The sequence below is a fragment of the Rhodanobacter sp. Soil_C_14 genome (assembly GCF_057657335.1).
Map to the genome: position 1 here is coordinate 51,254 of NZ_JBDGIQ010000009.1, position 18,878 is coordinate 70,131.

At 67.0% G+C, this 18,878-nt stretch carries 19 protein-coding genes; 10 read left to right on the plus strand and 9 right to left on the minus strand.

What is annotated here, in order from left to right; all coding sequences use genetic code 11:
- The first annotated feature begins 309 nt into the window (after positions 1-309).
- The 3 genes from AC3A56_RS16995 to AC3A56_RS17005 all read left to right on the plus strand — a co-directional run bounded on the left by AC3A56_RS16995 (position 310) and on the right by AC3A56_RS17005 (position 3,111).
- Positions 310-1,188 (plus strand): hypothetical protein, encoded by an 879-nt coding sequence (locus AC3A56_RS16995; RefSeq protein WP_487771136.1) that lies wholly within the window; start codon positions 310-312, stop codon positions 1,186-1,188.
- 118 nt (positions 1,189-1,306) lie between these two features.
- A complete protein-coding gene (locus AC3A56_RS17000) occupies positions 1,307-1,858 on the plus strand; it encodes a LemA family protein (RefSeq protein ID WP_056714753.1) in 552 nt (183 codons plus the stop codon).
- 44 nt (positions 1,859-1,902) lie between these two features.
- Entirely contained in the window at positions 1,903-3,111 is a 1,209-nt protein-coding gene (locus AC3A56_RS17005; RefSeq protein WP_487771137.1) for an MFS transporter, read from the plus strand.
- A 27-nt stretch (positions 3,112-3,138) separates the two neighbouring features.
- On the opposite strand, the gene AC3A56_RS17010 is transcribed toward AC3A56_RS17005, so the two are convergent.
- Positions 3,139-3,408: a metal/formaldehyde-sensitive transcriptional repressor gene (locus AC3A56_RS17010; RefSeq protein ID WP_487771138.1), complete on the minus strand. Its 270-nt coding sequence runs from the start codon at positions 3,406-3,408 to the stop codon at positions 3,139-3,141.
- A 55-nt stretch (positions 3,409-3,463) separates the two neighbouring features.
- Here AC3A56_RS17010 and dmeF point away from each other — a divergent pair, with 55 nt between their 5' ends.
- The 3 genes from dmeF (at position 3,464) to AC3A56_RS17025 (ending at position 5,511) form a co-directional block, all read left to right on the plus strand.
- Positions 3,464-4,405, plus strand: a complete 942-nt coding sequence (dmeF, locus tag AC3A56_RS17015) for a CDF family Co(II)/Ni(II) efflux transporter DmeF (protein ID WP_487771139.1) — start codon at positions 3,464-3,466, stop codon at positions 4,403-4,405.
- Between the two features lie 204 nt (positions 4,406-4,609).
- Complete coding sequence (locus tag AC3A56_RS17020) at positions 4,610-5,008, plus strand: YciI family protein (protein ID WP_487771140.1); 399 nt, start codon at positions 4,610-4,612, stop codon at positions 5,006-5,008.
- A 38-nt stretch (positions 5,009-5,046) separates the two neighbouring features.
- The gene (locus AC3A56_RS17025) at positions 5,047-5,511 is read left to right on the plus strand and encodes a dihydrofolate reductase family protein (protein ID WP_487771141.1); all 465 of its coding nucleotides are present in this window, start codon (positions 5,047-5,049) and stop codon (positions 5,509-5,511) included.
- Positions 5,512-5,712: 201 nt separating this feature from the next.
- Here AC3A56_RS17025 and AC3A56_RS17030 read toward each other — a convergent pair whose 3' ends face one another.
- The 4 genes from AC3A56_RS17030 to AC3A56_RS17045 all read right to left on the minus strand — a co-directional run bounded on the left by AC3A56_RS17030 (position 5,713) and on the right by AC3A56_RS17045 (position 9,533).
- Complete coding sequence (locus tag AC3A56_RS17030) at positions 5,713-6,831, minus strand: alpha/beta hydrolase family protein (protein ID WP_487771142.1); 1,119 nt, start codon at positions 6,829-6,831, stop codon at positions 5,713-5,715.
- Positions 6,832-6,913: 82 nt separating this feature from the next.
- A complete protein-coding gene (locus AC3A56_RS17035) occupies positions 6,914-7,351 on the minus strand; it encodes a nuclear transport factor 2 family protein (RefSeq protein ID WP_487771143.1) in 438 nt (145 codons plus the stop codon).
- Between the two features lie 31 nt (positions 7,352-7,382).
- Entirely contained in the window at positions 7,383-7,751 is a 369-nt protein-coding gene (locus tag AC3A56_RS17040) for a VOC family protein (protein ID WP_487771144.1), read from the minus strand.
- A 279-nt stretch (positions 7,752-8,030) separates the two neighbouring features.
- Positions 8,031-9,533 carry an alpha/beta fold hydrolase gene (locus AC3A56_RS17045; protein ID WP_487771145.1) on the minus strand — a complete coding sequence of 501 codons (1,503 nt, stop codon included), beginning with the start codon at positions 9,531-9,533 and terminating at the stop codon, positions 8,031-8,033.
- 227 nt (positions 9,534-9,760) lie between these two features.
- Between AC3A56_RS17045 and AC3A56_RS17050 the strand changes: the two genes are divergently transcribed.
- Positions 9,761-11,206, plus strand: coding sequence for a LytTR family DNA-binding domain-containing protein (locus tag AC3A56_RS17050; protein ID WP_487771146.1), 1,446 nt, complete (start codon positions 9,761-9,763; stop codon positions 11,204-11,206).
- A gap of 174 nt (positions 11,207-11,380) precedes the next feature.
- Here the strand turns inward: AC3A56_RS17050 and yoaA are convergent, their stop codons facing one another.
- Positions 11,381-13,339 carry a DNA repair helicase YoaA gene (gene yoaA, locus AC3A56_RS17055; protein WP_487771147.1) on the minus strand — a complete coding sequence of 653 codons (1,959 nt, stop codon included), beginning with the start codon at positions 13,337-13,339 and terminating at the stop codon, positions 11,381-11,383.
- Between the two features lie 104 nt (positions 13,340-13,443).
- Between yoaA and AC3A56_RS17060 the strand changes: the two genes are divergently transcribed.
- From AC3A56_RS17060 to AC3A56_RS17070, 3 genes are all read left to right on the plus strand, one after another.
- Complete coding sequence (locus AC3A56_RS17060) at positions 13,444-13,992, plus strand: redoxin domain-containing protein (RefSeq protein ID WP_487771148.1); 549 nt, start codon at positions 13,444-13,446, stop codon at positions 13,990-13,992.
- A 74-nt stretch (positions 13,993-14,066) separates the two neighbouring features.
- A complete protein-coding gene (locus tag AC3A56_RS17065) occupies positions 14,067-14,456 on the plus strand; it encodes an MAPEG family protein (RefSeq protein ID WP_487771149.1) in 390 nt (129 codons plus the stop codon).
- Positions 14,457-14,498: 42 nt separating this feature from the next.
- Positions 14,499-14,918 (plus strand): STY0301 family protein, encoded by a 420-nt coding sequence (locus AC3A56_RS17070; protein ID WP_487771150.1) that lies wholly within the window; start codon positions 14,499-14,501, stop codon positions 14,916-14,918.
- Positions 14,919-15,020: 102 nt separating this feature from the next.
- On the opposite strand, the gene AC3A56_RS17075 is transcribed toward AC3A56_RS17070, so the two are convergent.
- From AC3A56_RS17075 to AC3A56_RS17085, 3 genes are all read right to left on the minus strand, one after another.
- Positions 15,021-15,548, minus strand: a complete 528-nt coding sequence (locus AC3A56_RS17075; RefSeq protein WP_487771151.1) for a tetratricopeptide repeat protein — start codon at positions 15,546-15,548, stop codon at positions 15,021-15,023.
- 2 nt (positions 15,549-15,550) lie between these two features.
- Positions 15,551-17,884, minus strand: coding sequence for a penicillin-binding protein 1B (gene mrcB, locus AC3A56_RS17080; RefSeq protein ID WP_487771152.1), 2,334 nt, complete (start codon positions 17,882-17,884; stop codon positions 15,551-15,553).
- Positions 17,885-18,032: 148 nt separating this feature from the next.
- The gene (locus tag AC3A56_RS17085; protein WP_056714763.1) at positions 18,033-18,872 is read right to left on the minus strand and encodes an SDR family oxidoreductase; all 840 of its coding nucleotides are present in this window, start codon (positions 18,870-18,872) and stop codon (positions 18,033-18,035) included.
- Positions 18,873-18,878: the final 6 nt, after the last annotated feature.

Consider the following 18,878-nt stretch of genomic DNA (forward strand, 5'->3'; position numbering starts at 1 on the left):
GTTTCTCTGGCCACACAGAGAGAGGTGGCTCGGCTGCCGTAGGCAGACGAAAGCTCTTGCTCTGAATTCAGTGGGAGTTCCCCGTCGGATCGACGCCAGCTCGCGAGGCGCCCAATAGCTTCGACGTGACCTGAAAGCGCGTGCTTCCAAACGTGCGTTCTGTAACGCGCTCGCGAATGACGACTTGCTCGTCATCGCTGACGTGTTGTGTGCAAGCCTCACACAACGGGCTTCCTCCGCCCCGTTCTTTCTCGGGATAATGATTGGACGCACCCACGGCAGGGCAAGGCGACAGATATGGACCACGGGATGAAGCTGCTTTTCGCGATGTTCTGGGCGGTGACTGCACTGGCAAGCCTGTTGTTCTGGCGCAGTGCCGTGAAGCGCTCTCATGCCGTCACTGGCATTCCGACATCCAAATGCCGCTCGGCCGCGCAGGGGTACGTGAAGCTTGAAGGTCGGCAGAAGAGCGCGCCCAACCATCGACTGACCGGGCCGCTCACGGGCAAGCCTTGCACCTGGTGGCACTACCGCATCGAGGAGCACACGCGCAGTCGCGGTAGTCAGGAAAGCGAGTGGACCACGCTGCGGCAAGCCACCAGTCCGGATTTCATCCTGCTCGACGACGGCACCGGCCAGGTGATGATCAATCCGGTTGGCGCGGAAGTCATCCAGTGGCCAAGCGACACCTGGTGCAGCGATGACTTCTGCCCTGACCATCCGCCCATGACGAACGCGAAGAGCGGTCGTTACCGCTACACCGAAAGTCGCATGAACGACAACGACACGCTGTTCGTGACGGGAGAATTCACCACCTACGCCGCGCAGAGTGGCCTGACGCGCGCTCCGGCGGATGCGTTCGAGGTTCTGGTGGAATGGAAGCGCGACCAGACACAGCTGCTGCAACGCTTTGACTCCGACCACGACGGCGCGATCGATACGGACGAATGGAACAAGGCACGCGACGCCGCCGCGGTGGAGGCGAAGACCCGCGCCGTGGCCAAACCGGCGGTGGTGACGCCCGAGGTGAACATGGTCGTCAAACCTTCCGATGGCCGGCCTTTCGTCCTTTCACCCTACCCTATCGAGGCCGACGCTCCGCTGGGCACATCGTCCGGCAAGGTTTCGTTCGCGCTGTTCGTGTTCTCCTGCGTGGCGTTGTTGTGGGTGCTGTCCCGCCATCACTGAATGCGCGCACCACGACGACAGGAAAACCATGGGCAGCATCGCACCTGGCTCGTGATGCCCGCGGTGACGGCTTGGGGGCATCCGCTATGATCTGCCGCTGGGGATTCCGGGACACACCATGAGCATCAACGGTTACGGATTGCTGGCGCTCGCCGCCTTCGCCGCCATCTACGTCATCACCGTCTACAACAGCCTCGTGCAACTGAGAACCGGGGTATCCAAGGCCTGGGCGAACATCGACGTGCTCATCCTGCAGCGGCATGACGAGTTGCCCAACCTGGTGGAGGTCTGCAAGGGATACATGGCCTACGAGCGGGAGACCATCACGAACGTCGTCACCGCGCGAGCCGCCGTATCCTCTGCGCGGGAAACCGCCAACCTGAGCGGGTTCGGCCCGGCCGAAGAACAGCTTCGTCTTGGCCTGGATCATCTGTTCGCCGTTGCCGAAAATTATCCGGGCCTGAAGGCGAACGACATGTTCCGCAATCTCCAGGCGCGCATTACCGGGCTGGAAAACGCCATCGCTGATCGTCGCGAGTTCTACAACGACGCCGTCACCCGCCTGAATACCCGCATGGAGCAATTCCCTGACCGGATCATCGCCAGCCTGTGCGCCGTCAAGCCAGGTCAGTGGCTCGGCAAAACCGGCGTCCGGGTCATCTTCCGATAGGCCCCACGATGAGCCAGTCCCCGAAAACACCCCGCAGCGCCACGGTGAAAGCGCCTTCCGTGTTGCGCCGGATTCCGCCCGGCATCTGGGCGCTGGGCATGGTCTCGATGCTGATGGACACCTCCTCGGAGATGATCCACGCGCTGCTGCCGGTGTACCTGGTCGGTACGCTCGGCGCGTCGGCGCTGGCGGTCGGCGTGATCGAGGGCATCGCCGAATCCACCGCGGCGATCACCAAGGTGTTCTCCGGCGCGCTGTCGGACTGGCTGGCGCGGCGCAAGCTGCTGGTGGCGATCGGCTACGGCCTGGCCGCGTTCACCAAGCCGGTCTTTCCGCTGGCGGGCACGCTCGGCTGGGTGGTCGGCGCACGCTTTGTGGACCGCGTCGGCAAGGGTATCCGCGGCGCGCCGCGCGACGCGCTGATCGCCGACCTGGCGCCGGCCGAATTGCGCGGCGCCTCGTTCGGTCTGCGCCAGTCGCTGGACACCACCGGCGCATTCCTCGGCCCCGCGCTGGCGATCGCGTTGATGTGGCTGACCGCCGACAACATTCCGCTGGTGTTCTGGTTCGCGGTGGTGCCTGGCTTTGCCGCGTTCGCGCTGGTGCTGTTCGGCGTGCACGACGCGCCGGGCGACCGGGAAAGCAGGCGGGTGCGCTCGCCGCTGTCGCGCGTCGAGCTGGCGCGCCTGCCGCCGCTGTACTGGGGCGTGGTGGTGATCGCCGCGGTGTTCACCCTGGCCCGTTTCAGCGAGGCCTTCCTGGTGCTGCGCGCGCAGGAATTGGGGCTGGGACTGGTGCTGATTCCGTTGGTGCTGGTGGTGTTGAACGTGGTGTATGCGCTGTCGTCCTATCCGGTCGGCGTGCTGGCCGATCGCTTCGACCACGGCAGCCTGCTCGCGCTGGGCGTGTTGGTGCTGGTGTTGTCGGACCTGGCACTGGCCTTCGTCGGCGGACTGGCCGGACTGGCGCTGGGCGTGGCGTTGTGGGGACTGCACATGGGCATGACCCAGGGTTTGCTGGCAGCGATGGTCGCCGACGCCGCGCCGACCGACCTGCGCGGCACGGCGTACGGCATGTTCAACCTGGTCAGCGGACTGGCCCTGCTGGCGGCCAGCGTGGTGGCCGGCGGGCTGTGGGACGCGTTCGGTTCGCGCGCCACCTTCCTCGCCGGCGCGGGCTTCGCGATCGTGTCCTTGCTCGCGCTGGTACCGGTGGCGCGACGGGTGCGCAGGAACCGGCCGGCACCGCACTGAAGGAAGCGGGGGCGTTCGACGGCGCCGCTACTTGAGGTAGCTCTTCAGCACCGCAAGCACCGGCAGCAGTTCGTCCTGCTGCTTGACGTTGCCGGCCTCGACCACGTGGGAGCGCAGGTGCCCTTCCATCACCTGCAGCATCAGGCCATTGACCGCGCCGCGCACGGCGGCCAGTTGCTGCAATACGGCGCCGCAATCCTCATCGCCTTCGATGGCGCGTTCCAGCGAAGCCATCTGGCCGCTGATGCGGCGAACCCGGGCGACCAGTTTCCTGCGGTTTTCCTGCACGTGGGACATGGCGATGGTGTTCCGGTCATATACTACGGGGGAGTATATGACCCGAGAACGCCTCATGCCTGCCCCCGATATCGCCCCGTACACCCACAGCCACCAGTTCAACCACGTGGACGCGAAGGCGGAGCGCAACACCCGACGCGTGGTGTACATCACGGCGGCGATGATGGTGGTCGAGATCATCGGCGGTTACTGGCTGAACTCGATGGCCTTGCTGGCCGATGGCTGGCACATGAGTTCGCATGCGCTGGCGATGGGTCTTTCGGTGATGGCCTATGTGCTGGCACGACGCTACGCGAAGGACCGCCGCTTCGCCTTCGGCACCTGGAAGATCGAAATACTCGGCGGTTTCAGCAGCGCCCTGCTGCTGGCCGTCGTTGCCGCGCTGATGATGATCCAGTCGCTGCAGAGGCTGTTCGTGCCCGCCGTGATCCACTATGACGACGCGATCCTGATCGCGATACTCGGCCTGGGCGTCAACCTGCTCTGCGCATGGCTGCTGAAAGGGGAACACCACCATGGGCACGGCCACGATCACGGGCATGGCCACGACCACGGACATGATGGCCACCACCATCACGACGTGAACCTGCGCGCGGCCTACCTGCATGTCATCGCGGACACGGCCACCTCCGTGCTGGCCATCGTCGCGCTGGTCGGCGGCAAGCTTTATGGCGCGGCCTGGCTCGACCCGGTGATGGGCATCGTGGGCTCGATCCTGGTGGCGCGCTGGGCGTTCGGCCTGTTGCGCGAGTCCGGCAAGATCCTGCTGGACGCCGAGATGGACCAGCCGGTGGTCGAGGAAATTCGCGACGTGGTGCGGGAGCAGTTCGCCACGGCGGCCGTCAGCGACCTGCATGTCTGGCGAGTCGGCCGCGACAGCTACGCCTGCATCCTCGGATTGGTCGCCACCACGGCCATCAGTGCCGAGGAAGTCCGCCGGCAACTGGCCATCCACGACGAACTGGTGCACGTGACGGTCGAGATCGCGGTGGCTTGAGCTCCGCCAGAACGGGCAGCGGCCGGGTAGAACCCGGGGCAGAGCCCATTTTGGAACGCCCGCTCCGGGTGGCGGATTCAACTGGTCGAAGCTGGTTTCAAAAACTTCTCCCGTCGTGTTCCGGCGCCCGGAAATTGTTCGCTGCATGCCAGCACTCATGGTTTCTGGCGAAGGTGTCGAATTCGGCTACACCCGTTCGTCGCAGTGACATGGACCGGCGATCAGGCCGTCCGGGCTGGCCCTTGGGAGAACAACATGCCGCAATACCTGGTTGCCATTCATCACCCTGAAAACTACGACCCGTCCACCGAGGACGAAGCGATGATCCGCGACATCGGCATGCTCAATGAAGAGATGAAGGCCGCAGGCGCCAGGTTCTTCGCCGGCGGCCTGGAGTCGAACAGCAAGGCGAAATCGCTGCGCAGGCAACCCACTGGCAAGGTGATCGTCACCGATGGACCGTATATCGAGGCCAAGGAACACGTGGGCGGTTTCTGGATACTGGAAGCCGCCGACATGGATGAAGCGCTGGCGTGGGGGTCCCGGGCCGTCGTCGCCTGTCGCGCACCCGTGGAGGTGCGGGCGTTCATTCGCCACAGCTGAACGGCGACGGTGAGTCGAAATCGCGCTCCTTCCAGGCGATGGCGCCCTACTGGCCCACGTCGACCATGGCATTCGCGCCGCCGATGAACCAGATCCCGAAGGCGGTGTTTTCCGGACAGGGGCCGGCGATCCTGAAAACGGCCACCTCGACCCGACAACTCGGGAATGCACTGGACGAGGCGGGCGATGGCCAGACAGGGCAGCTTCAACCTGGCGCGCAAAGCTGGGCCCAGGCCCGCGTGGCCAGCGGCGACCTGTCCGATGAAATCAGCCGGCTGAAGGCCGAAGACGGCAAGCCGATCCTCGCCCACGGCGGCGCCAGCTTCGCGCGCAGCCTCATCGCCCGGAACCTGGTCGATGAGTACGCATTGATGGTCCATCCGATCATGTTGGGCCAGGGCCTGGCGATCTTCTCCGACCTGCCCGCGCCGAGGCCACTCAAACTGGTCAGCTCGAAGAGCTATCCGGGCGGGGTGGTGGCACTGATCTATCGACCGGGCTGAGCACAAACGGATGGGTCATCCGTTCCCTGAAACTAACGGTTCCGCCGAATCAAGCCGGCTCAACCACCCGTTCGGCACCGCCCCCGCGGCTCACCGGCGGTGCTCCGATCCAGTGGGCTGGAAGACAGCCTTCCCACGATGGCCGCAGACCACCCTCTCCGCCTCCGCTCGCCCGTGCGAGGTCGCCTTCCATCCGATGGGTCAGTGTCCTTCGCTGACCTCGCGGGTCAGGGTCTGGAATGCCTGCATGATCTGCTCCGGCGCAAAGCCGCAATGGCCTTCGCCGACCGACGGCAGCACGGTCGGCGCGCGGCCGTGCGCGGACTGCACCATGGCCGGATACACCGACTGGTAGCGCGCGGGGATGAGGAAGTCGTCGTGGTTGTACTGCAGCACCAGCGGCTTGTGGATCTCGCCGCTGAGCGAGGTGGCCGCGGCCAGGTAGCGCATCGCCTGCGGGTCGCCGGTGTAGCGGTGCACGCCCCGATTGAATGCCGCATCGTCGCCGAAGCCGGCATACACCGTCGCACGATTGTCGACCGGCATGCCCTTCGCGCGTTGCTGCATCTGGTGCAGCACCAGGTAATGCACGCCGATGGCGCCGGCCAGGCGTTCGCGCGATACGTGCAGGTGCGTGGCGAGCAGCTGCGCGGCGTGTTCGTCGGTCTTCAGCGCCGTGTCCACCGCATGCATCACTTCCATCTGGCCCAGCGCGGGTGCGGCGGGATCGGCGAGGCCGCCCGGCGGCAAGCCGGTCGTGCGGGGAAAGAAGTAGTCGAACGCGACCACGGAGGTCAGGATGTCGTCGAACACGCGCGTGCCGGGCACGTTGGCACCGCACAGCGACAGCCCGCCGTCGTAGTGCTGGCCGTGATGCTCCAGGCTGGTCAGCACGACATAGCCACCCATCGAGAAACCCACGACGTAGGTATGCCGGGGCTGGCCGTGCCGCTGCACGAACCAGGCACGCAGGCGTTCGTTGTCGCGCAGCGCGTCATCCACCGCCCAGCCCTGCGAGGCATAGCTGCTCTGCGCCAGCGCGTAGCCGGCCGCGAGAAACGGTGACGCCTCGTCGCCCAGCGGTTTCGGCGTGGGGCGCGGCGTGCCGATCGGCTCGAAGCCGTGCAGTTGCATGACCAGGTCGCCATTCCAGTGCGTGGGGATGTCCACCCGGTACGGCGCGCCGTCCAGCACGCCGGTGTCCACCGTGGCGGTGGAGGTCGCCTTGCTCTCGGGGTCGGCATCGTACGCGGACGCCATCACCGGACCCAGGGCGAGAATGGTCAGGAACAGCCATGCAACGTGGGGTTTGCGGATCATCGACAGCAACTCCTTAACCTGGACGGGAAACCTGGGGCAACCGAAGACCGGCCTCGCGTTTGCAGCAGGCAGGGTTGCCGGCTCAGCATACGGCCACCAGCGTTCCCTGGTGAAACAGGATCACCCAGTCATCCGCCCGGCGCCGCCAGATCGTGCTGCGACGGCTCACGCGTTCGCCCTGTTCCAGGGTGTAGGTGAGCAGGTAGGTATCGGGGCCGAGCTCGCGGCAGTGGAAGTCGCGGGTTGTCCAGCTGTGCCCGGCGGGATCGGGAGTGCGGTGTTCGAGGACGTCGAGGACGTGGGCACGGCTGTAGCGTTGGCCGGAGGCGCCGACTTCCCAAAAATCCGCCTCGACCATGCGTTCGAAGTCGGCGCGGCTGCTGCCGAATTCGGGCCGGTGGAAGATCGGCTCGCGCCGACGCAGGGCTTCCAGCACGGGCAGCAACCCGGGGGCCGTGACCAGCTCGGGTTCCGCCGGATGGCTGATCCGCTCGCGCCCACGGCGCGATGTCGGGCTCATGGCATGGTTCCGCTGCGACAGGAACGAACGGTTACCGGGGCGGCTGCCACAGCTCGACGCGGGTGCCTTCGGGATCGGTGATCCAGCCGAAGCTGCCGAACTCGCTCTGCTCGACGCGCTCGTCCACCGCGACGCCGGCGGCACGCAATTGCGCCAGCAGCGTGTCGAGGTCGTCGACGCGGAAGTTGATCATGCACGCTTGCGGGCCGGGGCCGAAGTATTCGGTGTCGGCCGCGAACGGCGACCACAGCGTGTAGCCCGGACGCTGTTCGTCTTCGACGAAGCGCGCGCCGCCCCATGCCTCGGCATCGAGGCCGAGATGCTTCGCGTACCACGCGGTGAGCGCCGCGGGATCGCGCGACTTGAAGAAGATGCCGCCGAGTCCGGTGACCTTGGCCATGGCGCTGTCTCGCTGCGTTTGTTGTCCTGACGAATCGTAACCCATACCAAAACGCGGAACAGTGCGCACTTTACGGCACGACCGATGTCCTGAAAGACGCCAGCCTGGCGATGGCACCCCCCCGCACGACAGGCTGCAGCCTCCGGCAGGATCGGGTCCCGATTGACGAGGCCCGGGCTAAACGTCCGACCCAGCTTGCTGCGTGTGTCTGCGCCTGTCAGGCCCGGCTCGGTGCGTTGCCGGAAGCTCCACCCTGACCTGCTTCGAACGGATCATCACTTACGCCTTGGGCGGCGCTGGTGGCGCTGGTGGTGCAGGCGCAAAGGCCGGCAGGGGGGCGACGATCCGTGTTGATGCCGCCGGTTCGCCGCGCATGAAACGCTCGATGGCCGCCGTGACCTCGGGTGTCGTCATGAACAGGTTGTGGCCGGCATTGACGACCGTGATCGTCTGCAAGTGGTCCAGGCCAGCGGTGGCTTCGCGATGGCTTTCGGGATAGGTGCGTCCATCCAGGGTTCCGCTGAGCAGCAGGGTCGGCACGTGGCTGACCGGAGCCTTGCGGAACGCGTCGCCGAGGTCCAGTTGCGGAAACACGCCGCTGAGTTGCGGCATCGGGAAGTTGAGGAGGTCGCCGAGCAGCGCGGTGCTGGCCTGCCGCTCGACCAGCGCCAGGCGCCTGTCGTCGATGCCGGAGGCCACGTCCATGGCCAGCGGCATCGCCTGAATTTTCAGTGGCGCACCGGGCGAAAAGTATTTTTGCACGATGCCCGCGATCGGCTGGTAGTCGCCAACGTCGGCGGCGCGATAGACGGCCAGCATCTGCAGCGCGCCTTCAGGGTCGGAGATCGCGCCCGCCTCGATCATCTGCAAGGTGCGCCGCTGCAGCAGCACATCGGTGTTTCGCCCGTTGGCGTCCTTCAGATGCAGCATGACCGGCCTGGATTGCAGCGCACCATGCACGCGCGCGATCAGCGCCTTGATGTCGGGATAGGCCGCCCTTGCCTCGGGGTTGGTGCCCACCGCGGCCTGCAGGCGATCGAAATAGGCATCGGTACGCGCCGGCAACTTGACCGTCTGATCGAGTCCTTCGGCGCTCGCGATCACGACCCGATCCAGACGAGGACTCATCTGCTTGAGCGCCGCCAGCGCCAGATGGGTACCGTAGGAGATGCCCCAGAGCGTGATCTTCTCGGCCCCCAGGTGGCGGCGCAGCGCATCCAGATCGCGGACACTCTCGTTGGTGTTGTAGCCGCGCAGGTCGATGCCCCTGGCTTTCCAGAATGCTGCGCATTCGACGGCAGCGGCGCGGTAGGCGGCGGCAAAGGCCTGGTCCGTGAGGGCTTCGGATTCCGGAGGCGTCTTCGAAGGCTCGCACACCGGCGTGTCGTCGGATGCACCGGTACCGCGCTGGTCCAGGGCAATCACGTCGCCGAACTGGCGCATGGCCATGAACAACGGAAAGCGCCGGTGTTTCGCGGTCTCGATGCCTGAGCCGCCCGGGCCACCGGCCAGATAGACGATCGGGGCGCCGGGCTTGTTGGTGGTGGCCGGAAAGCGGACATAACGCAGGGTCAGCATGCGGCTGTGTGGATCGGAGCGGTTCTCGGGCACCTGGAACGATCCATGGATCGCCTCGGTGGTCTGCCCGTCGACGCTCTTGAACACGAATGTCTGCGCGGTGGCTTTGGGCGTGGCCGCATTGGCTGCGCTGAACAGGCACAGGCAAGCGGCGGCGATGAGTGCCCGTTTCAAGGGAGTGCGCTTTACGGCTGCGTGCGTCATGGGAAAGACTCCAGGTCGTTGATCGGAATGGAGCCACCATAAGCGGGACGGGTGTCTCCACCGATGGCCGATCTGCCAACGGTGGTGTCGATTCGGTGAGCGGCAGCTGCCGGCACGGCGCCGGCACGGTATATTCGCCCAACGGTATGTCGACCATTTCCCGCCTCACATTCCTTCTTTGCCTGTGTCTGCCCTGGTTGCCGTTCGGATCGGTGTCGGCGCAATCGATGCAGTGGATCGACGTGGACAACGTCATCACTTGTCCGGCGCAGGAAGGCGAAACCGTGCCGCCGGATTTTGCCGGCGATGGCTGCCGGACAGGCAGCTTCCTGGCGGTCGACCCCCAACACGCCACGCTCTGGCTCCGGGCAACCATTGCCGTTCCCCGCAGCATGTTGGAACAGTCATCCCCGCTGGGGCTGTTTGTTTCCGGGAAGGCTGCCAGCACCGCGTGGTTGAATGGCCGTCGGATCGGCAGCAACGGCCAACCGGGCATCGATCCACGCAGCGAGACGCCAGGCCGGATGGACGCGGTCATCCCGATTCCGCCGGGCCTGCTCCACGACGGTGCCAATGACGTCGTCCTGCACGTATCGGGGCATTCGGGATTCCTGCACCTGGACTCGCCGATGCACGCGTTGATGATCGGCACTTACGCGGACCCGACGGATCAAATCCTGCGGTTCTACTGGCCTTCGCTGAGTACCTTCGGCATCTTTCTGCTGGGGGCGCTGTACTTCGGCGTCGGAACGTTTCGCGGGGGCGATCGTGCAGGAGCGTTCCTGCTCTGCCTGATCTCGCTGTTCGCCGCAGGACAGCTGCTGGCCGAGGTTTCACGCGGTTTGGTGGCTTATCGCTATCCGTTCCACGATCTGCGGCTGGTCGTGATCGTCCTGTGCTCGCTCGGGTTCGGGCTGTGCCTGACCGCCCATGTCATTCGCAGGTTTCAACCGCCGCATCCGTGGCTGTCGGTCACGGTGGTCATGCTGGCGACCTTGGGCGTGGTGGTGATCACCAGCCCCTACGACGGCAAAGCCATGTTCGCGATGCTGTGCCCGGTCCTGTCTTGCGCGTTGGGCACCGCATTCTGGTGGTGGAAGCGCAAGCCGGGGGCCGCCGCGTACTGTGCTGCGCTGGTCTTGTTCGGCGCGCTCAGCTTCCTCTTTGGCGGAAGGTTTCTCGATGCCATCTTCTTTTACCTGGTCGCGGCGCTGCTGCTGTTTCTGTTCGCACAGCAGGCCGCCGTGCTCGCCCGTGAGCAAAGGCTGGGGATTGCGCTGGCCAGTCACGCGCGGCAGCTCGAAGCCGCCCTGGATCAGGCCCGAACCCCGCAGCAGCAACCGTCGCCGAAAATCAGGATTGTCGACACTGGCCGCATCGAGCTCGTTTCAACCGAGCAGATCACCCATTGCAGCGGAGCGGGAGATTATGTCGAACTCAACTTCACCGACGGCAGCAAGCGACTGCACAATGGCAGCCTGAACGAGATGGAAGTGGAGTTGCCGTCCGCTTTCCTGCGCGTGCATCGCTCGCATATCGTCAACACCGCCTTCGTCGAGTCGCTCCGTCGGCAACCTTCCGGGGTCGGTCACCTGCGCATCTCCACGGGAGAAATCGTGCCAGTGAGCCGACGGATCATGCCGATGGTGCGACGGACCCTCGCTTCGGATTAGAGCGAAGGTGTCAGTCGAGGTCGACGACTTTTTTCAGCACATGGCGACGCCCCTCACCCGCAGGTCGAATACCCACGATTCGGACAAACCCTGGCGGTATCCGCCAGCACCGATGCTTTCTTGCGCGATGCTCTCGCGGGAGGGCACGATCGGCATCGCGCACAAGCCGCGTTGCTACATGCCGGCCTTCGAAGCGACGGTCACCTCATCGAAGAACGCCTGCACGTCCGCCAGCTCGCGGGTGCGCGGCATCGGCGGCACGCTGGCGAGGAACAGCTTGCCGTAGCCCTTGCCGGTGAGGCGCGGGTCGCACAGTACCAGCACGCCGCGGTCGTGCACGCTGCGGATCAGTCGGCCGGCGCCCTGCTTCAGCGCGATCACCGCGCTGGGCACCTGCCAGCCCATGAACGGGTTGATGCCGGATTGTTCGAGCGCGGCAAGGCGGGCCATCAGCACCGGATCGTCGGGCGCGGCGAACGGCAGCTTGTCGATCACCACCACGCTGAGCGCTTCGCCGACCACGTCGACGCCTTCCCAGAAACTGGCCGCGCCCAGCAGCACGCCGTGGCCGCTGGCGCGGAATTCCTCCAGCAATCGGGGACGCGGCGCGGTGCCCTGCACGAACAGCGGCCACGGCACCTTGTCCTGCAGCAACTCGGCGGCGCGGCGCAGCGCGCGGTGCGAGGTGAACAGCAGGAAGGCGCGGCCGTTGGAGGCGTGCAGCACCGGCAGCACGGCGTCGATCACCTGCTCGGTGTAATCGCGCGCGTTGGGATCCGGCAGGCCCGAAGGCAGGTAGCACAGCGCCTGGTGCGCGTAGTCGAACGGGCTTTCCAGGCTCAGCGTCTGCGGCTCGTCCAGGCCGAGCTGGCGCGCGAAGTGGTCGAAGTTGCCGGCCACCGACAAGGTGGCCGAGGTGTGGATCCATGCCGCCTGGGTGCGCTCGCGCAGGCCGCGCATCGGCGCGGCCAGGTCCAGCGGCGTGGCATACAACGCAAAGCCGCGCGGGAAGGTTTCATACCAGCGCACGTCCTGGTCGCCGTGCCGTTCGACGATGCGCTCCAGCCGCTCGCTGAACAGCGCGGCGCGTTCGTGCAGGTTGGCGAAGCCGCGCGAGCGCTCGGCCTGCGACGACAACAGCTCGGCCAGCGTGGCCAGCAGTTCGCCCAGGTCATGCAGCGCGGTGCGCACGTCGGCGCGATCCTCCAGCAGCGCGAAGGTGCCACGCGATGGCAGCGGGTCCATTGCCAGGCGCAGTTTGCGCAGCGCGTCCTGCAGCGCCTCGACCGGTTCCAGCAACAGGCCGATCGCGCCGGTGACGCCGCTGCATTCGGTCAGCGCGTCCTGCGCCATGTCGGTGAGCTGACGCGCGCTGAGGCTTTGCGAGAAGAACTGGCCGGCCAGTTCGGGAATCTGGTGCGCCTCGTCGAGGATGAAGGCCGCCGCGCCGGGCAGGATCTCGCCGAAGCCCTCCTGCTTCAGCGCGAGGTCGGCAAACAGCAGGTGATGGTTGACCACCACCACGTCCGCCTCCATCGCCTCGCGGCGTGCCTTGAACACGTGGCAGTCCTCGTAGAACGGGCACTCCACGCCCAGGCAGTTCTCCGAGGTCGAGGTCACCCGTGGCCACAGCGGCGATTCCTCCGGCACCTCGGCCAGTTCCATGCGATCGCCACGGCGGGTGCGCGCGGACCAGGCGCGGATCGTGGCGAGCTGGGCGGCCTGGGCGCGTTCGAAGGTGGCACCCTCGCGCACGGTCTGGTCGAGCCGGTACAGGCACAGGTAATTCGCGCGCCCCTTCAGCAAGGCCGTCTTCAGCCGTGCGTCCAGCACCGAGCGCACCTTGGGCAGGTCGCGGAAATACAGTTGGTCCTGCAGCGCCTTGGTGCCGGTGGAGATGATCACCCGCTCGCCCGACAGCAGCGCCGGCACCAGGTAGGCGTAGGTCTTGCCGGTGCCGGTGCCGGCCTCGGCGACCAGCGTGTCGCGCCCCGCGATCGCCTGCTGCACGGCACGCGCCATCACCTGCTGGGCCAGCCGCGGCGCGAAGTTCGGCAGCTCGCGGGCGAACGGGCCCTCGGCACCGAGCAGGGCGTCGATGTCGTCGGACTCGGTATCGTCGAGGGCAGTCATCCGACAAGTATGGCGGAGCGGCCACGCGCCACAAAACCCGGGGCGGAACCTTGGCGCGCTCCGCTGCATCAACTTGCCTGACACCGAACCCAGGGAGAATCCTCGTGAGACTGTTCGCACCCGCCGCCGCACCCGCGCTTGACCTGGTCGACATCCACGGCCGTCCGATCGCGATCCATCGCGCGGGGCGACTGACCCTGCTCTCGTTTTTCCGCGACGCGGCCTGCCCGTTCTGCAACTTCCGCATCTACGAACTGACCAGCGAACACGCGGCGCTGGCCGCGCGCGGACTGGACATCGTGGCGGTGTTCAGCGCCTCGCAGGCGGACGTGCTGCGCTTCGCCGGACATCGGCCGCGGCCGTTCCCGCTGGCCGCCGACCCGACTTCGCGCGCGCACGAGATCTACGGCATCGAGCGCTCGCTGTGGCGCAAGCTGAAGGCGATCGTGACGCGCGTACCGACCCTGCTGAGGGGGATGCGTCTGGTCGGACTGGCCGGGCTCAACACCAGCAACCTGATGCCGGCCGACTTCGTGATCGACGAGCACGGCCGCATCGTCGAGGCGTACTACGGCCGTGACGCCGGCGACCGCATTCCGCTGGAACGGGTGCAACAGCTGCTGCCGGCCAGTCGACTTCGGAAGGTGGCCTGAGCCGCATCGGCGTCACTGGCCGCGCCCGCGACTATCGTTCACCATGCGGGCACCGCCCCCGGGAGATGTGCCGCATGACGACCGAACTTTGCATGCTGTTGTGGAGCGTGGTGCTTGGCCTGGTGCAGATCGCACTGGCCGCCACCGGCTCGGTGAGCCAGCGCGGCCTGGGCTGGGCCGCCAGCGCCCGCGACGGTGAACCGAAGGCGCTGACCGGCATCCCCGCGCGGCTGTGCCGCGCCAGCCACAATTTCCTGGAAACCTTCCCGCTGTTCGCGGTGGTCGTGCTGCTCGCCCTGGTCCTGCAGCGCCACGACGGCACGATCGCGCTCGGTGCCCAGCTGTATTTCTGGAGCCGACTGGTCTACCTGCCGGTGTACGCCGCCGGCATCCCCTACCTGCGCACGGTGGTCTGGGCAGTGAGCATCGTCGGCATCGTGCTGGTGCTGACGGCGCTGTTCTGAGTCGCCGAACCGATCCACATGTTCGCGTAGAGGAAGGAAGCCATGCGGACCTGCTCTTTCGGTGCTCTCCTGCTTGCCCTGTCGACAGGATGCGCCGCGATGCAGCCGATCAACTGTCCGGCGACGCTGGCTGTCACGAGCGCAGCCAGTCCGCCGGGCGATTGGCAGGTGGTGACGCCGACTGGAACCCGTTCGCTCGATCGCATCGGATTCTATTCGGGGCCGCCGTCGGAGCAGGTGTCGCTGGCACCGGACAGCACCATGGAGGGCGGCGGAAAATCGCGGGACGTCTGGACGTTCTCCCCGTCGACCGACGAGCCGCTCTGGGTCGCGTGCTTCTATGCCGGCACCACGCTGTTCATTGCGAAGCCGGTGCCCCGCGGCATGAAACGTTGCAGCGTGAGTTACGCGACCACTCGCTCCGGGTCGCGATTGCGGCTGGCCGAGGCGCATTGCCAATAAGCTTGCCGCGGCACCGCGACCTGCCCGTGGTTCGCGCGTGCCATGCGCGCACGTTCGCTTGCCCGGGTGCGCGCGAAAACGCGAGCGATCCCGTCGGCTGACTCAGTACCGCGGCACGCCGGCCTTGTGGCACTGGCCCACCCACTTGCGGGCGGTGGCGGCACCGGCCTGGTCGCGGGCCTGCAGGCGCATTTCGACGATGGTTTGCCAGTTGCGTGCGCACAGCGGGCCCAGCCGCGGACCCAGGGTCCACGAGCGATGCGCAAGCCGCTCGGCGGTGCCGAAATCCTTCAGTCGCACGGCCACTTCAGCGCGTTCCTGCAGCAGTTCCGGCGAATCGGGACTCAGTTTCAGGGCCTGGTCGAGCTTGCCGGCGGCATCACCGTACTTGCCCGTCTGCTCATCCTGCTTCGCGGCGTCCTGCAGCGCGCCGACACCGGGGTCGCGCAGCGGATTGACGTCGATGATCGACTTCTCGCGGGCGCCCGCCGCGCGGATCGCCGCCACCTGGTCGTAGCTCGGCAGCGGCGCCTGCGCCGGCGCGGGTGGCGTGGTGGCGAACATGCCGCAGCCGGCGAGCAGGCCGGCGGCAAGCAGGGACAGCAGCAGATGTCTGGCACAGAACAGCATGATCAGTTTCCATTCGGTATGGCGGGCGCCGCGACAGGCCCTTCTGCAGGCGGCGGGTTGTCGCCGCTGCCGAACAGGTTCTGCCAGAAGCAGCCTTCGGTATCGGCCGACACGGTGCCGGCGATCACCGGCACCTGCTGGGCACCTTCGCATTGCGGTTCGGTGCGTTTGCCGGTGGCGGGGTTGAGCCAGGCCATCTCCAGGCCGGTGCCTGGCGCCGCCGACAGCGGTCGCGTGGGCAACTTGGCGAACAGGTCGCGCCACGCGCGCAGGCCGCCGCTGGCGCCGAACAGGGTGGTCGGCTTGTTGTCGTCGCGGCCCATCCAGAACACCGCCAGGTGCTCGCCGGTGAAGCCGGCGAACCAGCTGTCGCGCATGTCGTTGCTGGTGCCGGTCTTGCCCGCGGCATGCAGCGAAGCCAGCGCGGAATTGCCCAGCGCGCTGGCGGTGCCGTATTCGGCCACCTGCTGCATCGCCCAGGTGGTCAGCCGCACGGCTTCCTGGTACTCGCCCGCGCCACCCTGCACCTGGTAGCGCTTGATCGTGCGGCCATTGCCGTCGAGCACGCCGCGCACCGCCACCAGCGGTAGCGCGTGGCCGTCGGCGGCGAGGTACTGGTAGAGCTGGGTCAGTTGCAGCGGTGCCAGGTCCAGCGCGCCGATCAGCAGCGACGGGCTGGGATTGATGTCGCCGATGCCGAACGACTTCAGGAACGCCTGGATGCGCGGCAGGCCCACGTCCATGCCCAGGTGGATCGTGGCCAGGTTCCACGAGTGCGCCAGCGCGTCGACCATGATCAGCGGGTCATGGCTGCGATGGTCGTCGTTCTGCGGTGTCCACATGCTGCCGTCGGGCTGGCGCATGCTGACCGGGCTGTCGTCCACCAGGCTGGCCAGGTTCCAGCGCTCGGGCTGGGTCAGCGCCACCAGGTAGACGAAGGGCTTGATCGTCGAGCCGATCGGCCGGCGCGCATCGAGTGCCCGGTTGAAACCCGGATCACCGGGGATCTTGCTGCCGACCACGGCCAGCACGCTGCCGCTGTGCGCATTGGTCACCACCGCCGCCGCCTGCACGCCGTCGCCACGCTTGCCCAGGCCCTTGAGCGTGCTGGTGATCGCCTGCTCGGTATAGAGTTGCGCCGCCGGATCGAGCGTGGTGAAGATCGACAGGTTGCCTTCGCGCAGCGCGTCCTCGTCGAAGTCGGCGGTGATCTGCTTGCGCACCAGGTCCATGAAGGCCGGGAAGCGGTTGTGCGGCAACTGGCCGTTGCTGACGATGTCCAGCGGCGCGGCCTGGGCCGCGTTGAGCTGGGCCGCGGTGATCAGGTTGGTCTCGAAGAATTCCTTCAGCACCAGGTTACGGCGGGTCAGCGCGCGCTGCGGCGAGCGGCGCGGATCGTAGAAGCTCGGGCCCTTGACCATGCCGACCAGCAAGGCGATCTCCTGCGGGCGCAGGTCTTCGAGACGCCGGCCGAAGTAGAACTCCGACGCGGCCGCGAAGCCGTGCACGGCCTGGCTGCCCTGCTGGCCCAGGAAGACGTCGTTGACGTAGGCCTCGAGAATCCGCCCCTTGCTGTAATGCGCTTCCAGCAGCAGCGACATCAGCGCTTCGTTGATCTTGCGGGTGAAGTTCTGGTCGCGGCTGAGGAACAGGTTGCGCACCAGCTGCTGGGTCAGCGTGGAGCCGCCCTGCACGGTGTGCCCGGCGCGCAGGTTGGCGAACGCCGCCCGCGCGATCGCGCTGAAGTCGATGCCGATGTGATGGTTGAAGTCGCGATCCTCGACCGCCTGCAGGCCGCTGACCAGCAGCGGCGGCACGTCGGCCAGGCGCACGAAGCGGCGCTCTTCCTGGCTGGCGCCGTACAGCGTGGCGATGCGCGCCGGGTCCAGGTGGGCCAGTTCGATCGCCTTGCCGCTGGCCGCGTCCTGCACGGACCTGATCGAGCCGCCACCCAGGCTGACGCGGATGCGCTTGGGCAGTTCGCCGCCATCCGGGCCGGCGTAGCCGCGCGAGGAAATCGTGTAGCGCAGGCCTTCCTTCTGCCAGCTGCCGGCGACCTGGCCCTTGCCGTCATGGCTGTAGCCGGCGAAGGTGAGCTCCAGCTCCAGCGCGGAAGACGTCATCGGCGCACCGGCGGCCAGTGGCAGCGGACGGGCGTAGACGCGGGTCGGCACCGCGAAGACCAGTTCGTTGAAGCGATCCTGGACACGCTTGTTCAACACCAGGGTGTACGGCAGCACGAAGCCCACCAGCAAACCCATGCCGATCCAGAACGGGATGCGCAGCCACGGCCAGCAGCGTCGGGCGAACAGGCGAATGCGGGTCAGAAAGGCCAACGTGGGGAATTCCGGCAATCAAGTGGTTCGATGATAGGGCCTGCCACCCGGCGGGCATATGAACGTGGCGGGCGGTTTTGGGGCGAAATGCGGGCGATTGGGGATTCGGGGAGCGCCGAGGGTCACGCGTGGGCCGACCGTGCCTGCGCTACGGAAGCGGTTGCCACGTTGCGGGTTCGGGGCGGAACGATCGCGGGTGGACGCCGAGCAGGCGCTGCAGTTCGCCGTTGTCGGCGACCAGGTCGCTGTCCAGTCGATCCAGCGCGCCGCGCAGGCGTGGCAGCGCCAGCTTCCCCGCGCGCAGCAGCCACGGGGGCAGCGGCAGGGGCATGGTGGCGACCGGCAGGCTGCGGCGCACCCGCGCGAACATCTCGGTCGCGGACAGACGTTCACCGCCGCCGATCTGCAGCACGCGCCCGGCCGATGCCGGACATTCCAGCGCCGCCAGCGCGGCCAGGGCGATGTCTTCCGCATGCACCGGCTGGCGCAGGCCGCGGCCGCAAGGCAGCGGAAAGACGCGCAGGCGCATCGCCCGGCGCACCAGCGGAGTGAGGCTCTTGTCCAGCCCGGCGCCGTAGACCAGGGTGGGACGCAGCACGGTCCACGCGCTGCCGTGACGCTCGCACGCAGCCGCCAGTTGCGCTTCGCTTTCGCGCAACTGGCGCGAGATGTCGCGCTCGCCGGACACCAGCGAGTCGCGCTTGCTCTCGGCGCTCATCGAACTGGTGGCAATCACCCTCGGGGCGTCGACCACGTCGGCATGCGCCAGCCAGTCGGCCAGGCCCGTCAGTGGTCCGAAGCTGATGATCGCCGACAGCGGCGGCAGGCTCGGTGGCCGGTCGGGCAGCCAGCCATGCAACCAGGTGACGCCAGCGGATGCGGGTAGCGGATGCCGGCTCAGGGCGACCACCGGCTCGCCACTGGCGATCAGTCGTGGCAGCAGGAATCGGCCGATCTGGCTGCTGGCGCCGATCACCAGAACCGTCATGGGCGA